At 58.5% G+C, this 16,073-nt stretch carries 13 protein-coding genes; 5 read left to right on the forward strand and 8 right to left on the reverse strand.

Annotated elements, in window-relative coordinates; all coding sequences use genetic code 11:
- Nucleotides 1-181: 181 nt before the first annotated feature.
- On the forward strand, nt 182-1,117 hold the full coding sequence (locus tag SIB38_RS03935) for a MurR/RpiR family transcriptional regulator (RefSeq protein WP_412551464.1): 936 nt from the start codon (nt 182-184) through the stop codon (nt 1,115-1,117).
- Between the two features lie 45 nt (nt 1,118-1,162).
- Here SIB38_RS03935 and SIB38_RS03940 read toward each other — a convergent pair whose 3' ends face one another.
- The 7 genes from SIB38_RS03940 to SIB38_RS03970 all read right to left on the reverse strand — a co-directional run bounded on the left by SIB38_RS03940 (nt 1,163) and on the right by SIB38_RS03970 (nt 8,895).
- Nucleotides 1,163-3,046 (reverse strand): beta-N-acetylhexosaminidase, encoded by a 1,884-nt coding sequence (locus SIB38_RS03940; RefSeq protein ID WP_412551465.1) that lies wholly within the window; start codon nt 3,044-3,046, stop codon nt 1,163-1,165.
- 46 nt (nt 3,047-3,092) lie between these two features.
- A complete protein-coding gene (locus SIB38_RS03945; protein WP_412551466.1) occupies nt 3,093-3,548 on the reverse strand; it encodes a GNAT family N-acetyltransferase in 456 nt (151 codons plus the stop codon).
- Complete coding sequence (locus tag SIB38_RS03950) at nt 3,541-4,470, reverse strand: ATP-binding cassette domain-containing protein (RefSeq protein ID WP_412551467.1); 930 nt, start codon at nt 4,468-4,470, stop codon at nt 3,541-3,543. The genes SIB38_RS03945 and SIB38_RS03950 overlap by 8 nt, the downstream gene beginning before the upstream one ends.
- Complete coding sequence (locus SIB38_RS03955) at nt 4,460-5,272, reverse strand: ABC transporter ATP-binding protein (protein WP_412551468.1); 813 nt, start codon at nt 5,270-5,272, stop codon at nt 4,460-4,462. The genes SIB38_RS03950 and SIB38_RS03955 overlap by 11 nt, the downstream gene beginning before the upstream one ends.
- Nucleotides 5,269-6,177: an ABC transporter permease gene (locus SIB38_RS03960; RefSeq protein ID WP_412551469.1), complete on the reverse strand. Its 909-nt coding sequence runs from the start codon at nt 6,175-6,177 to the stop codon at nt 5,269-5,271. The genes SIB38_RS03955 and SIB38_RS03960 overlap by 4 nt, the downstream gene beginning before the upstream one ends.
- On the reverse strand, nt 6,177-7,154 hold the full coding sequence (locus SIB38_RS03965; protein WP_294116738.1) for an ABC transporter permease: 978 nt from the start codon (nt 7,152-7,154) through the stop codon (nt 6,177-6,179). Before SIB38_RS03965 ends, SIB38_RS03960 begins: the two co-directional genes overlap by 1 nt.
- 85 nt (nt 7,155-7,239) lie before the next feature.
- The gene (locus SIB38_RS03970; protein ID WP_412551470.1) at nt 7,240-8,895 is read right to left on the reverse strand and encodes an ABC transporter substrate-binding protein; all 1,656 of its coding nucleotides are present in this window, start codon (nt 8,893-8,895) and stop codon (nt 7,240-7,242) included.
- Between the two features lie 349 nt (nt 8,896-9,244).
- On the opposite strand from SIB38_RS03970, the gene SIB38_RS03975 reads away from it, so the two are divergent.
- Both SIB38_RS03975 and rpsT read left to right on the forward strand, forming a co-directional pair.
- Nucleotides 9,245-12,535, forward strand: coding sequence for a response regulator (locus SIB38_RS03975; RefSeq protein WP_412551471.1), 3,291 nt, complete (start codon nt 9,245-9,247; stop codon nt 12,533-12,535).
- A 173-nt stretch (nt 12,536-12,708) separates the two neighbouring features.
- Nucleotides 12,709-12,972, forward strand: coding sequence for a 30S ribosomal protein S20 (rpsT, locus tag SIB38_RS03980; RefSeq protein ID WP_294116735.1), 264 nt, complete (start codon nt 12,709-12,711; stop codon nt 12,970-12,972).
- Between the two features lie 58 nt (nt 12,973-13,030).
- Here the strand turns inward: rpsT and SIB38_RS03985 are convergent, their stop codons facing one another.
- A complete protein-coding gene (locus SIB38_RS03985; RefSeq protein WP_412551472.1) occupies nt 13,031-13,834 on the reverse strand; it encodes an undecaprenyl-diphosphate phosphatase in 804 nt (267 codons plus the stop codon).
- Nucleotides 13,835-14,055: 221 nt separating this feature from the next.
- Between SIB38_RS03985 and SIB38_RS03990 the strand changes: the two genes are divergently transcribed.
- Nucleotides 14,056-15,492 carry an NAD(P)-dependent oxidoreductase gene (locus SIB38_RS03990; RefSeq protein WP_294116733.1) on the forward strand — a complete coding sequence of 479 codons (1,437 nt, stop codon included), beginning with the start codon at nt 14,056-14,058 and terminating at the stop codon, nt 15,490-15,492.
- Between the two features lie 121 nt (nt 15,493-15,613).
- A complete protein-coding gene (locus SIB38_RS03995; RefSeq protein ID WP_294116732.1) occupies nt 15,614-16,069 on the forward strand; it encodes a GFA family protein in 456 nt (151 codons plus the stop codon).
- Nucleotides 16,070-16,073 lie beyond the last annotated feature (4 nt).

A 16,073-nucleotide genomic window follows, 5' to 3' on the forward strand; every position in this document is an offset into this window, starting at 1 on the left:
CATGGATCGATTTGTGTACTTTAGGTACGTATATTTTTGAATCACGCGGGCAATCAAGCGATTTTTGTTACTTAAGTACATAATTTGGCGGATATTGCCGTAACTAAAGCGAGAAATTTGGGATGTTTGACGTGAAAATGTATCTGAATTACACATCGATGGAGTGAAATGTGAGGCAGCCGTGACCGAGACCCCCCCCGAATCAAGCCTGGAAGATCTGCCCCCGAAGAAGGGGCGGACAGGCGCTGGAGATGTGATTTCCGCATTGCACCACCATGACGGAAAGTTGGCGACACAGGAGCAGAAGGTTGCGGACTATGTAAAGGCACATCTGGAAGATGTGAGCTCGATGAATATTGCGGACCTTGCGGCGCATTGTGAGGTGAGCACGCCCACGGTGATCCGGTTTTGCCGAACGTTGGGGTGTGATGGATTTCGGGAGTTCAAACTGCGGTTGGCGCAGAACCTGGCGGTCAGTCGGCAGTATCTTTCACCAGATCCTCTGCCGGATGCGGCACGCGGAGATACGGTTGTTGATCAGATTTTGGGGGCGTTGTTTGCCGCGACCAACACGATGCGCCACCAGATTGAGCCTGAGGTGTTGGACCGCGCAAAAGAGGCGTTGTTGAACACACAGCACTTGTTGTTTGCGGGGATTGGTGGCGGATCGTCCAATGTGTCGCAAGAGGCGGCGAACCGGTTTTTCCGTCTGGGCATCCCGTCAGTCTCCACCAGTGACAGCTATATTCTGCAAATGCGGGCGGCGACGTTGAAAGCGGGCGATGTGCTGTTTTTGATTTCTGCCAGTGGCGAGGCGGATGCCATTGTCGGCGCGGCAGAAATTGCGGGCGGCTATGGCGCGACAACTGTCTGCGTCACCAAGCCGAACACGCGGTTGGCCAACGCTTGTACGATCCCGATTGTGGTGGATTTGCCGGAGGATCGGGACATCCACAAACCCACGGCGTCCCGCTATGTGCATATGATTTTGGTGGATGCACTGGCAATGGCTGTGGCGCAGGGCATGGCGTCTGAGACGACGGAAAACCTGCGCCGTATTCGGGCGTCTTTAACGGCCTATCATGGTCGGACCGGACCGCAGCCGTTGGGCGACTAAGGCGTGGATTGAAAAAGCCCCCAACCGACGGCTGGGGGCTTTTTGTTACAGGCGTGGCATCAACGCAGCCAATGCGGCGAAACGCTCAAAGGATTTGTTTTCCGCTGCGCTCCACCCTGCCTCGGCAATGGCGTTCAGGCGCGGGTAAATCATGTGGTTGCGGCGCTCCAACGTGGTGAGGTGTTCGCTCCACATGCAGCCCTGAACCCCTTTGAGCCGTCCTTGAAGCGCTGCGTCACCGTTGTCCGCTTCAAAAGCATAGGTTTTGTCCAATGGGGTGAACCCCGCCCAGCTTGCGCCCGGCGCGTACCAGGCATCCGAGAGTGCCATGTCGAGGTAGTAAGCCTGACCCGGCGTGCTGACCACATCGTAGCCATCATTCGCAAGTTCTGCGGTTTTTTCTACCGTTGTCCAAGCGAACAATAGGCTCTTCTCCGGGTCCAGACCGCCGCCATGGGCAACCTCTTCCCAACCACCCAGCTTGCGGCCGCGATCTGCGAGGAAATCCTGAATTTGACGCAGGAAATAGGCCTGAAGTTCGAAAGTGCCTTTGAGACCGGTCTCGCGCATCATGGCTTGGGCCTTGGGGGACTGCATCCAGGCGTTTTCGGTAACTTCGTCACCGCCAATATGCACAACTTCAAATGGGAAGATGTCGAGCACCTCTTCGAGCACTTTGGTGGCAAAGGTGTAGGAGCCTTCGATGGCCGGGTTAAGCGCGTTGTTGGCATAGCCCTGCACCGACCAGTAGCTTTCTGGCTCCTCGGAATCGACCAAATCTGGTAGTGCGCCAAGTACACAGGCGCAGTGACCCGGCACGTCAATTTCTGGCATCACCTCGACGCCCAACGTTGCGGCATGGGCCACCACCTGGCGGGCGTCGTCCTGGGTGTAGAAGCCACCTTGACCTGCGGGATCGGCGCCTAGCTGCGGTAGGACTGGAAGGTCCAGACCGGTGTGCGCGGCGACATCGGTGAGTTGCGGGTAGGCTTTGATTTCCAAGCGCCAGCCCTCGTCATCGGTCAGGTGCCAATGGAAGCGGTTCATCTTGTGCCAGGCCATGATGTCCACGTAGCGCAGTACTTGTTCCATCGGGTAGATTTGGCGGGAGACATCCAGATGCGCACCGCGCCATTCGTGACGGGGGGCGTCGGAGATTTCGCCGGCAAACGGAACGCCATATTTGGCTGCGTCCTGATAGGCGTTGGTCAGGGTTTGAGCAAGCGTGATGAGGCCGTAGAGCAGACCCTGATTGGTGGCGTGGAACAGTGTGGGCTGACCGTTTTGCCACGTGATGCGGTAGGCTTCATCTCCAAGTGACGCGTCGGTTGTGATCTGCAGCTGCGGCATGTCGTCTTTTGCTGTCAGGACAAATGGCACCGGCGTCAAAGGATAGAGGCGTCGGGTGAGGTCGGCGACGTGTGACACGGCTTGGATGGTGGTCAGATTGCGCTGGGTCACAGCGTAGTGTACCGGGGATTTAGCGCACCAGTCGCTCACCTCAACTTGGTTGGGCTGTGGCAGCACTCCACAGGACAGGGTCGCATTCTCGATTGGCGCGGTCTCGCCAATAGCTTTGGACGCTTGCAACTCGCTGGCAAAGACAGGCACCAGGGTGCCGTCTCCCAAAATGACACCGGCGGACTTAGGCCCTTCGTTTGAATGCTGCGCAGGGCGCGTGAGGCTGTGTTCGGTGAAGCGCCAGGTTTCGCCTGGGTTCAGCACAAAACCCGCCTCAGAGGCGTATTCGTGGAAGTTGGCCTGACGCCGAACCAGTGTTGCGCCGTTGCAGCGTGATGGGCGCAGGGTGCGCACCAGGGTGGTGTAAATCAAGCGCGGGTTGGTGACCGGGGTGTCGCCGCAGTTGGTCAGTGCAAACTCCATGGCGCCGTCTTCTGCGTGCCAAAGGCTGTCGAGGTGGAAGTGCATTTTTATCGTCCTGTTAGTTGGATGACTGAGACAGTGTCAAAAGAGGTCACGCAAGAGCGTGGGCAAAGACGCCTTGCTCGGAGCCGGGGATCACAACGGCGCCGCAGGTTTGTTGGTAGAACTCAACTGGCCCGGCCTGCCCGATCACGCCGTAGGCAAAGCCATCTGCTCGCAAACGGTGTAATGCGGCCAGCAGCAGCGCTTTGCCAAGGCCCTTGCCGCGGGCTTCAGGCGCCACGCCGGTGGGGCCAAAAAAGCCGCGGCAGGTGACGTCGTAGCAGGCAAAACCAAGTAGCGTGCTGCCTTCGGTGGCAACCAGAACGCGGGCGGGCCGTGCAGCCAGAGCCACGGTACATTCATCGACCCATTTGGCGCCAAAATGTTTGGCGACAAAGGCCAAAAGCACATGGGATTCAAACGGCAGCGCCGGGCGCAGGGTGATGCCTTCGGGCAGAGGAGGCTCCGGCGGTAGACTGTAGAGTGGCACCAGCAGATCAGGCATGGCCCGGGGCCGCATGTTCGGCAATGACATGGCCGGGGCTGATCTCGCGCAAGGCGCTGACAGGGTGTGCGCTGGTTTCGCGCACCACTTTGGCTTGGGCTGCAAAGCCCGCATCGCCCCCTGTCAGACGCAGGGCGGGGTCCGGCACGGCCGCGCGCAGGAGCTTAGTGTAGCCATGCTGTGGGTTGCCAACAACCGCAGAGGTTGGGCCTTTCTCGACCACCTGACCTCGGAACATCACGGCGGAGTCCTCCGCCAAATACTCGGCGGTGGCGATGTCGTGGGTGATGTACAGGATCGAGAGGCCGTATTCAGATTTGAGACGTTGCATCAAGCCGAGGACGGATTTGCGGATCGACACGTCCAGCATCGAGGTTGGTTCGTCCGCCACGATCAGGCGGGCTTTCACCGCCAAAGCGCGGGCGAAATTCACGCGCTGACGTTGACCACCGGAAAGCTCGTGGGGGAATTTGTACGGGGTGGAGATCGGGTCCAGCTCCACGTCTTCCAGAATAGACCGCAGCGCGGTGTCCGGGTTGACCTCTGGCTGATGTAAAGCCAAGGCGCGCAGCAGATGGTGACGGATGGTGTGGGCCGGGTTAAGCGCGGAAAACGGGTCCTGGAAGACCATTTGCACCGCCTGGCGATAGCGCATTTGATCTGCTTTGGACGTCATCGCGGCAATGTCCTGGCCTTCAAACAGGATGCGGCCCGAGGTGGGGCTGTGCACTCCGACGATCATTTTGCCAACGGTGCTTTTGCCGGAGCCACTTTCGCCGACCAAGGCAAGGGCGCGGCCCGGCAAGAGATCGAGTGACACATTGCGCAGCGCGTCCACCACCGAGGCACGGCCGAAGACCGGGCGTACGGTGAAAGTTTTGCTCAGGTTTTCGAGGCTGAGGATTGGGGTGTCAGACGGCATGGGCCATTCCTTCCGGGCGCTGGGCGAGGAGCGGCATCGCGTCCCATAGGCTGCGGGTGTAGTCGTGTTCCGGTGCGGTCACGATTTGCGACGCGGTGCCTATTTCGACTATCGTGCCTTCCCGCATGATGCCGATGCGGTCCGAAATCTGGGCCATCAGGGCTATGTCGTGCGTGATGAACAGCACGGAAAAGCCGAGTTCATCTTTCAGGCGCAGCACCTCTTGCAAGATTTCACGCTGCACAACCACATCCAGCGCGGTGGTGGGTTCGTCCATGATGATCAGTTTAGGTTTGAGCGTAAGCGCCAAGGCCAACGCCACACGCTGGCGCATACCACCGGAGAGCTGGTGCGGGTGGGCGTGCATACGGTCGGCGGGGATGCCGACCATCTCAAGCATCTGCGCGGTGCGCTCTTGGGCCTCAGCTTTGGTCACCGTGCCATGGGCGCGCAGCATGTCGTAGAACTGTCGGAAGATGGTCATCACCGGGCTGAGCGAATTCATCGCGCTTTGGAACACCATGGAGACTTCGGACCAACGCCAGGCGCGCAGCTCCTTGTCGCCAAAGGAGAGCACATCGCGGCCTTCAAACAGGATGTGGCCGTTGCGCACCAGCGCGGGCGGCTTGTGCAGACGCATGAGGGCGTAAGCCACCGTGCTTTTGCCACAGCCTGACTCCCCGGCGAGGCCTAAGATTTCATTGGGCTGGATCTCAAAAGAGATGTCGCGCACCGCGGTGAACGGGTCCCCGTTGGTCAGATAGTCAATGCGCAGGTCTTTGACGGAAAGAAGGACGCTCATTGGTTGGCCTCCTGCATGCGTTGACGGGTCAGGCGTTTCTCGATGCGCAGGGCTTTGGCGACATTGCCAAGGGTGCGCATGCGCGGATTGGCGATCTCATCCACACCAAAGTTCATCAGCGACAGGCCGATGCCGATCAGGACAATCGCGGTACAGGGGGCCAGCACTTCCCACCAGGCGCCAACCATAATGGCGGAGGCGGTTTGCGCGTTATAGAGCATGGTGCCCCAAGAGGTGGCGAGCGGGCTGCCGAGACCCAGGAATTCCAGCGTGGCTTCGGTGATGATGGTGAAGATCACGGAGCCAATGAAGTTAAAGCCGATGATCGACAGCAGGTTGGGCAGCATTTCCACAAGGATCATGCGCCAGGTGGGTTCGCCGATCATCGCGGAGGCTTGGATGAAGTCACGGGTTTTGAGAGACATGGCCTGCGCGCGGGTGACGCGTGCGCCCCAGGCCCAGGAGGTCAGACCGATGATCAGGGCGATGGCCCAAGGGCCAACCTGACCAAGGAACGCGGCAAGAACCAGCAGCAAGGGCAGTTGCGGCAGAACCAATACAACGTTGGTTAGGAAGTTCAGGACATCGTCGACCCAACCGCCAAAATAGGCGGCGTTGATGCCGATGGCGGTGCCAATGGCGGTGACGATCAGTCCGGCAACGATGCCCACCATAAGCGAGGTTCGGGTGCCCCAGATCAGCTGGCTAAACACGTCGCGGCCCATGCGCGTGGTGCCGAGCCAATGTTCTGCGGACGGTGCCTGGTGCGGGCGGCCAACGCGGGCCACAGGGTCAAACGGGGCGATGAGAGGCGCAAAAATCGCAATGGCAACGTAGATCAAGACAATGGTCAGGCCGATGGCGGCTTTGCGGTTGCGCATGAAGGTGCGGAGAAGATCAGACATCAGGCCCTCTTCAATCGGGGATCAAGGAAGACATAGGCCAGGTCTACCGCGAGGTTCGCGAGCAGCATGGCAAGTGTCATGATGAGCAACTGGCCCTGGATCAGCGGGAAATCACGCCCGACGATGCCGAGGTACAAGAGGTTGCCGACGCCGGGGTAGTTGAACACCACTTCGGTGATAAGCGAACCGCCAAACAGTGCGCCAAAGCTAAGTGCAAGCGCAGTGACCGAGGGCAGAAGGGCGTTTCGGGCGGCATAGGCGTAGCGCACGCGGGCGTCGCTCAGACCTTTGGCTTCGGCCATGGCCAGATAGTCTTCGCCGAGTTGGCCAATCATGTTGTTGCGCATGGTGATCAGGTAGCCTCCGATCAATACAACGCTCAGGGTCACGACCGGCAGGAAGCCATGGTAGAGAACCGAGGAAATGAACTCCCAGCTCCAGGCCGGGTCCAGGCTTGGGTTGAAGGCGTAAGAGGTCGGAAAGACGCGGTTTTGCACCGCAAGAAAGTAGAGGCCACAGAGGGCCACAACCACCGCAGGCACGGATTGCAGGGCCAGTGCGGTTGGGGAGGCGATTACGTCGGTGAGCCGTCCGCGGCGCCATGCGGCCAGGATGCCGAGAAGCGTGCCGATGGAAAAGGAAATCAACAGGGCAGAGCCGGTGAGGAAGAGGGTCCAGGGCAGGGCCTGCATCAGCACATCTGCCACGGGCATGGGGTAGAACTTGATCGACAGGCCGAAGTCCCAGGTGAAGATTGAGCCAAGGTAGGCAAAATACTGTTCATGCAGGGGGGCGTCGATGAAGCCAAATGTTGCCATCAGCGCGTCGCGGGCCTCAGGCGCAATCATGCCGCCGGAGTTGGCCAGCATGATGTCGGCGGGGTTGCCAGGCAACATGCGCGGGATCATGAAGTTGAAGGTCGCAGCCACCAGAAAGGCCACGCCGTAGAAGCCGAGCCGCTTCAATAGAAAACGCATCAGGTCAAACCATCTGTCGAGAGGGAAGTGTCGTGCCAAAAGCGGGGCCACTCACGGTGTGAGCGGCCCCTAAGGTAGGGAAGCTTTACTCAGCTGGCCGCAGGTTCAGCAGGTGGACCAGGCGGGCCGGGTTGGTCTTGTGAACCACCGGGTTGGCCACCGGATTGTCCGCATTGAAGAAGCCGGTGAAACGCTTGGTGTTGTACTGATACCAGCGGGGATTGTTGAAGACATACGCCAGTGGCACATCTTCCCCTACGATGGTCTGCACTTCAGCCATGATTTCCATCTGCTTTTCGGTGTCGCTGGTCTGGGTGAACTTATCCAGAAGATCGCTCAGCTCGTCGTTGTAGTAACGCGACGCTGCGAAGCGGGATTTGGCCTGGTTGTTCTTGTGCAGCGAGTCCAGATACTGGTTGAACGGGGTGGCGCCGACGCGAACCGAGTTGATGGCCATGTCGTACTCACCGGTGATGAGTTTCTCTGTCCATACAGCAGCTTCCGGTGTGGCGACGCTGGCTTTGATGCCGGCGGCATTCAGGCCTTCCACGGCGATCTGACAGCTATTGACCCAGTCGGTCCAACCGTTTGGCACGATGACTTCGAGGTCGATCTGTTCGCCGTCTGGTGTTTCGACAAAGCCGTCACCGTCGATGTCTTTGAAGCCCGCTTCGGCCAGCAGTGATTTGGCGCCGTCGATGTCATATTGGGTGAAGCCCCCAAATTTCTCGTCGACTTCCGCGTTGTTCCAAGCGTGGAACGCACGGCCCAGACCCGAGGGGTACTGGTTGATGGTTGGATAGCCGTAACCGGCGATTTCCACCATGGCTTCGCGGTCAAATGCCATAGACACAGCGCGGCGGAAGTTCACGTCGTTGAACGCCGCTTTGTCGCCCGCTTCAGGTGCTTCAAAGTTCATGTAGAAGGCCACAAGCGAGCCACCAGGCAGCCAGTAACGGTGGTTTTCAGGGTCTTTCGCGACGTAGGTGTTGTCGATGTCTGGCAGGAAGGAGCCCATCCAGTCTAGCTCACCATTGGCGGCTGCGGCCAGCGCCTGATCGTTGTTGGCGATCTGCGGGAAGCGCATGCAGTCTACTTTCAGGCTGTCGGCATCCCAGTAGTTGGCGTTACGACACTGTGTGTATTCTTGCGGCGTGAAGCGGCGGATTTCGGTCAAAGGACCAGAGCCAACCGGGTTCGGGTTGGTGAAGGTCACGGGGTCATCGACGTCGCTCCAGACGTGCTCAGGCACAATTGGCACGCGCACAATTTGGTACATCGCCTGGCTGGAAGCAGTGGCGAGGTTGAAGCGCACGGTCTTGTCGTCAAGCTTTTCAACGCCAGACAACATCTGCGCCATGCCAACGCTGTCCAGAGCCGGGTTGCTCAGAGCCAGGTCGAAGGATTTGATCACGTCATCGGCAGTGAAGGCTTCGCCGTCAGACCATTGCACGCCATCGCGCAGGGTGACGGTGATGGAGCCAAGGTCGTCGGCGTAGTCAAACGCGGTTGCCAAACGGTAGATCGGCTTGCCGCCGTCCAGCGCGTTGAAGATGATCAGCGGTTCATACATGAAATGCATGACGGAAGGCGCGGCGGTGGTCTGGTTGAATGGGTTGAAGTTCTCCACCCATGCTGTGACCTGATCCGGCAGCGCCGTCAGAACGGTCTCTTCGGCCTGAGCGGTAGTTGTCCAGAGCGCAACCGAAGCGAGCAGCCCGGCAGTAGCCTTAAATTTCATTTTTGTGTCTCCCTGTGCAGGCGGGTTGTCCCGCCTTATGTCTGTCCGCGTCATGCCTCGTATGGAGGGGCCATGATGCAAATCATGGTTGCATTTGGTCTCCTCACCAAACGCCACGGATGTTGCGCATTGAAATCCTCCCGCTCGGAGGAATGGCACCAGAAAAATCGGCAATTTCGTCAAAACACAAATTGATCTCCGCTTGCGGCCATTAAAAATCCATCTCTTTCAGGTTGTTAGGATTCCTACCTGCGAAAAAATTCTTTGTGAATTTCAGTTTGAACCCTTGTTTCGACCTTGGTCAAACCGCAGGATCAGCTGCAACAAAACCAGAAATTTCGGAGTTACAGTGCCACTACAGGGAATTCGCGCGCGCCTGCTTGTCACCTTTCTCCTTGCGTCTGTGCTGCCATTGGCGCTCGGCGGCTTGGTTTTTTACCGACTTGTCAATCAGACCATCACAACCGAAACCTTTGAGAAGGTGGCCTTTGCGCGCGACGCCAAGGCCAGCGAAGTTGCGCAATATGTGACCTATGCCAGCCGGCAGGCGGAAAACCTCGCGCAGTCGGCGAACGTGCGCTACTCGGTCGGGGAATTCTATGGTTTCAGTCATGCGCTGCGACAGATGGAGGGAACGCCAGAGGAGGCGGGGGCGCAGCTACGCAGCATCTTTGGCGTCGACAGTGCCGCAGGCAACCCGGCCGAAGAGGAGATCGAAGACCAACTGCTGCGCGAGGCGCTGGAGTATTCCAACACGCATCGTCGGTTTCACCGGGACTTTGAAGAGTTCCTGCGGGAGGCGGAATTTGACAATTTGTACCTCGCCGACCGGCATGGGCAGGTGGTCTATTCGGTTTACAAAGATGCCTATTTGGGGCGGCCGCTCAATCAGCGTGTGATTGGGTTGGGGCAGGCCTATTACAAAGTGACCACCGGCGCGGGCTTTGAGCCTGTGTTTCAGGATTTTGCGGTGGACGCCATCACCGGCGAGCTGGCCGCCTATCTGGCCGTGCCGGTGCGGCTGCATGGCAGTCACCGTGGCGCAATGATCTTGCGGATACCGCCCAACAGCCTTGAGGCGCTGGTGACGGAAAGTGATGCCGATGTGTCTGTGTTGTCCTCGGGCGGCATTGTGATTGCCTCCAACGGCGGCCCTGCGGCAGGCGGGCCGGTCAAGATGCCGAAGCAAATGACGGGTTTAGATGGTGTGGCGGTGTTGGAGGCTGGATTGTCGGGCGGGGCGACGCTGTCTGCCTGGCGGGTGCTGGAAGACCCGTTTCCACAATGGACAGTGGTGGCCGAGACCAGCAGAGACGCGGCCTTCAAGAACAGTGAACGCTTGCGGGAAACTTTGTTGGCGATTGGCGCTATCGCAACGGTCATTTTATCAATTTTGTCCTTTGTGTTCTCTAATGCCATCACGCGACCGGTACGCCGCATGTCCGAGGCCGCGAGCGCCGTGGCGACGGGCAGTTTGAATGATGCGCTGCCGGAATATGAGCGCCCGGTGGAGTACGCTCGGCTGTCGCGTGCGGTGAACCAAATGCGGCGTGCATTGCGCGATCAGTTGGACCTTATTCGCGATAAGAATGACGAGTTGCAGGAGAAGCTGCGCGAGATTGGTGAGAAAAACGCCGAGCTCGAGGAGGCCGACCGGATGAAGGACCGGTTTTTGGCCAATACCTCCCATGAGCTGCGTACGCCGCTCAACGGGATCATTGGTATTCTGGAAACGCTGGAAGGCGGAGCGATGGGCGAGATGCTGCCCGCGCAGGCCAGCCAGCTGCGGTTGATCACATTTAGCGCGCGGCGGTTGTCTCGACTGGTGGATGATTTGTTGGACATCTACCGCATTCGCGAAGGGCGGATGCGACTGGATTTGCAGCCTGTTGATGTGTCCCATGCGGCGCACAGTGTGGTGCAGTTGTTGCAGCCGACGTTTCAAGTGGATCCGGCCAAGTTTCAAATTGATCTGCCGGAGGACCTGCCGGCTGTGTATGCCGATCCGGTGCGATTTGAACAGATCCTGTTCAACTTGTTGTCCAATGCTGTGAAATACTGCGGTGGAAGTGATGTGGAAATCACGGCGGCGGTCTCGACTGTGGATAAGTTGGTGGTGTGTATTCGCGATCATGGGCCTGGCATTGCGGCAGACAGTATGGAGCGCATCTTCCATCCGCTGGAGCAACTGACGCCGGATGGCTCGGGGCAGGCGACTGGCACGGGCTTGGGGCTGACCATTGCGCGCCACCTTGCCGACATGATGTCGGGCAGCATCGAAGTGTCCAGCCCCCCCGGAGAAGGCGCGGAGTTTCGCGTGATTCTGCCGGTGACGGATCAGGCGCCGGTTGCGATGCCGGAGGATTTGCTGCCAGCCGAGTTTGTCACGGCAGCGGCGCCACAGCCCGCTGTGGAAAAGGTGGAGACGGCTGCGCCGGAGGGATCGCCTTTGATTCTTGCGGTGGATGACGAGCCGATCAATTTGCAGGTTCTGCAGAACCTGCTAGTGCCACAGGGCTATCGGGTGATGACCGCGCACAACGGGTCCGAGGCGTTGCGCAGTGTCGCCAAAGAACGTCCGGACTTGATTGTTCTGGATGTGATGATGACCGGGTTGAGCGGGCTGGATGTGGCACGGGATTTGCGGCGTCGGCACCGTCTGCATGAGTTGCCGATCATCCTGCTGACCGCGCGGGGACGCACGAGTGATATGCTGGCTGGATTTGATGCCGGGGCGAATGATTACGTGGTGAAGCCTTTTGCCAAGGATGAGTTGCTCAGTCGTATTCGCACGCTTCTAGAGGCGAGCCGGGCGCGCAGTCAGGCGGAGGAAAACCGGGAACTCAAAGAAGAAATCGAACGCCGTATTCAGATCGAAGATGCCTTGCGGCTGTCTCAGCGGCGCATGGCGCAGCTGCTTGATACCCTGGAAGATGGTTTGATCTGTGTGAATGCGCGGGGGCTCATCACTTACGCAAACGAGGCGGGGCAGAAGGTGTTGGACACACCGGTTGCGGTGAACAAGAGCCGGTTGAAAGATGTCCTGCCAGAAGACGTGTTGACGCCATTGGAGCAGACAGAGGTTGAAGATGAGCCCATCCATATTGAGGTGACATTGCGGGGGCAGCCGCATCAGGTGAGCCTGTTTGCCATGTTGCCGGAAGCGGGTGGCGGACGCGCCGTGTTGTTCACACCGGGGCAAGTGCCTCGGGCGCAGTTTGTGAACTCGTTGCGCGATGTAGTGGACACCTCCTTGCCGTCTCTGATGACGCGGGATGAAAGTGGGGATGAGGCGCAGGGGCCGGGAGATGCGTATCGGGAGGCCATTGTCACACTGATGTCGGAGTCTCTGGAGATTTGGGGGGCGGCCACAGGCAAGAGCAAGATTGATTTTGCCGAAACCAGCGGCATCTGGCGGGTGAACCTGGACAAGACATCTTTGCAGACCCGTACGTTGGACAAGTACCTGCTGATTGAGACCTTACCGGACAATCCGCGGTGGCGTGATGTGTTGAAGACGGTGAAGTTTGTGCTGGCGCTTAAAGAGCGGGCCACGGTTGGCGAGGCCATTGGCGCGCGGTTTGATGCGCTTGAAGTGCGTCTGGAAGAGTTCCGGCTGCTGATGGATCAGAGGGATTGAGCGATGGATGTGGTGTTTGGCGGTTGGGGATTGCGTTTCTCTGCAAAATCTCTATACACCGCCGCCATACATGCGCGTGCAGCCCGCTCAGGCTTGATCTGATTCTCTGAACAAGAGAGCCCGTTCGGGACGTAGCACGCATTTAATCGTACCGAAACAAAAGGTCTCAGATCATGGCAAATTCGCCCCAGGCAAAGAAACGCGCCCGTCAGAACGAGCGTCGTCTTGAAGTCAACAAAGCCCGTCGTTCCCGCATCCGTACCTTCATCCGCAAAGTGGAAGAAGCCATCGAGTCCGGCGACAAAGCATCAGCTTCCGCAGCGCTGAAAGCAGCTCAGCCAGAACTGATGCGCGGTGTGTCCAAAGGTGTTTACCACAAGAACACCGCAGCGCGGAAAATGTCCCGCCTGGCAGCACGGGTGAAAGCGCTGGCGTAAGCCGCACTTCACAACGTATTCGGAAAGACGCCGCTGTTTCAGCGGCGTTTTTTTGTGCTCAGCTGTAGGCGATGAAGAGCAGGGCGACCCCAAGCAGAATGCGGTAGATCACATAGGGTGTGAAGCTGATCGAGCGCAACAGTCGCATCATCAGCGCCAATGCCAAGAGGGCGGCAAAGAAGGAAAAGACGGCGGCAATGGCAGCGTCCTTGGCCAAAGCCATATTGGCCTCGGCGATGACATCCAGTGACAGCAGTGCGCCGCTGGCGATGATGGTTGGGATCGACATCAGCATCGCAAGTTTGGCGGCGTCGGCACGGGCGTAGCCGAGCTGGCGCGCGCCGGTGATAGTGATGCCGGAGCGGGAGGTGCCGGGGATCAGGGCAAGGGCCTGCCAGAGGCCCATTTTCACGGCGTCCTTGAGGGACCAATCTCCCTCGGTTTTGGTGTGCGGGCCGCGTTGATCCATCCACCAGAGCAAAATTCCAAACAGGATCATGGCCCAGCCGATCACAGCGATGGAGCGCATGGCGTCGTTCAGGCCGGTGATTTTAAGTAGAAAACCGGCGATGGAGACCGGGATGGTGGCCACGGTCAAAAGAAAGGCGAGCCGGGCACCGGGGGTGTCGAAGCGGCCGGTGAGCATGCGGGGCACTCCGAAGAGGGCCACTTTGGTGTCGCGCCAGAAATAGAGGACAACGGCGCCCAATGTGCCGACGTGGGCGGCGACATCTATGGCGAGTCCCTGATCGGGCAGCGGGGTCACTTTGGACACCAGAATCAGGTGCCCAGAGGAGCTCACCGGAAGGAATTCGGTGAGGCCCTGGATGATCGCCACCAGAAAAATGTGAAAAAGAGCCATTTTTGGCAGGATCCTTGATTGAGCGACTCACGTATAATTGGTCAATGATTCAAGGGAAATACAGAATATAAGTCCGTATCGGACCTAGAATTCGGCAATTTTTCGTATTTTCACCACGTCATTTGCCAAAAAACTGAATTATAGGTCAGTATAGTTGACTTTTATGTCGGGTGAATATTTTTTAAACACACCGAACCGGAATTAATCAGGAGGCAGCTGACGTGGCAAAGCAACCTATGCTGAAATTCGTGACTGTGGATCGTGACATGCCTGAAAAGCGTGGCGCCACTGTACGTAAGGAAGATTTCAACGAAATCTACGCAGAGTTCGCTAAGGCGAAGGCGGAAGAGCAGGCAAGTCGCTGCAGCCAATGTGGCGTGCCGTATTGTCAGAGCCACTGCCCGCTGCACAACAACATTCCGGATTGGCTGCGCCTGACCGCGACTGGCCGTCTAGAAGAAGCCTATGCTGTCAGCCAAGCCACAAACACCTTCCCGGAAATCTGTGGCCGTATCTGTCCGCAGGACAGACTTTGCGAAGGCAACTGTGTGATTGAGCAGTCTGGCCACGGCACTGTGACCATCGGCTCTGTTGAGAAATACATCACCGACACGGCCTGGGAGCAGGGTTGGGTGAGTGCGATCACTCCAATGCAGGAGCGTTCCGAGAGCGTTGGCATCATTGGCGCAGGCCCTGGTGGCCTGGCCGCGGCGGACCGGCTGCGCCGTGCGGGTCTTCAGGTGACCATCTATGACCGTTATGATCGTGCGGGTGGGTTGCTGACCTACGGGATTCCCGGATTTAAGCTGGAAAAAGATGTGGTTATGCGCCGCAACCAGTTGCTGGAAGACGGCGGTGTGACCTTCAAGCTGAACTGCAACGTGGGCGAGGACATCTCCTTCCAAGAGATCCGTGACGCGCATGATGCGGTGATCATTGCGACTGGCGTCTATAAGAGTCGTGACCTTGGTGGGCCGGGTGCCGGAGCCAATGGCATCGTGAAAGCGATTGATTATTTGACCGCGTCCAACCGCGAGAACTTTGGCGACGTTGTGCCTGAGATCAAAAGCGGCGAGCTTTATGCGGAAGGCAAAAAAGTTGTTGTGATCGGTGGTGGTGACACCGCGATGGACTGTGTGCGCACGGCGATCCGTCAGGGGGCCGAAAGCGTAAAATGTCTTTATCGTCGTGACAAAGCCAACATGCCGGGTTCGCAGCGTGAGACGCAGAATGCCGAAGAGGAAGGCGTTGAATTTGTGTGGCTTTCCGCTCCGAAAGGCTTCACCGGTGGCGACAATGTCGAAGGCGTAATGGTACAGAAAATGCGTCTGGGTCAGCCGGATGCATCCGGCCGTCAGAGCCCCGAAGTGATTGAAGGTGCGGACTATGTTGAGGACGCGGACCTTGTGATCAAGGCGCTGGGCTTTGAGCCAGAAGATCTGCCTGCCCTGTGGGACCAGCCGGAGCTGGAAGTGACCCGTTGGGGCACAGTGAAAGCGCAATTCACAACCGGCGAAACCGACCTCGAAGGCGTCTATGCCGTGGGCGACATCGTGCGCGGTGCAAGCCTTGTGGTGTGGGCGATCAAAGACGGCCGCGACTGTGCCGACGCAATCCTTGAAAAGCTGGGCGCAACCCCGGCGATGGCTGCGGAATAAGTGTTAATTGGCGCGGTGCCGAGGCCCAAAAGGGACGTCGGTATTGCGTCGGTATCACGACTGTTTTGCGACTGTGCAACTTTCGACCAGCGTTTGTTAACATGACAGAGGTGTTGACCCAATGACAACGAACCCCACATCGACCAAGACCGGCGCATGCCTGTGTGGGGCGGTGCGGTTTGAGTCCGAAAAGGTGCCAGCGGAGGCAGGCATCTGTCATTGTGAGCAGTGCCGTCGCTGGACCGGTGTCGCGTTGATGGGGGTCACGGTGCCAACCGAGTCAATCCGCTGGAGCGGCGCCGAACACATCGCGCGCATCCAGAGTTCGGAGTGGGCTGAGCGGGCCTGGTGCGGCAAATGCGGCACCAACCTGTTTTACCGCGTGACTGCGGACAACGAGTGGGCCGGTGGTACGGAGATTCCGGTGGGGCTGTTTGATGATCCAAATGGGTTCGCGCTGAAGAACGAGATCTTCATTGACCAGAAGCCTGACAGCTTTGGCTTCATCGGAGAGGGTCGCAAGGAAATGACCCGGGCACAGTGCATCGCTTTGTTCAGCGATCTTGGGACGACCTGAGGGA

This window comes from Shimia sp. MIT910701, from assembly GCF_047126315.1.
Taxonomy (GTDB): domain Bacteria; phylum Pseudomonadota; class Alphaproteobacteria; order Rhodobacterales; family Rhodobacteraceae; genus Shimia.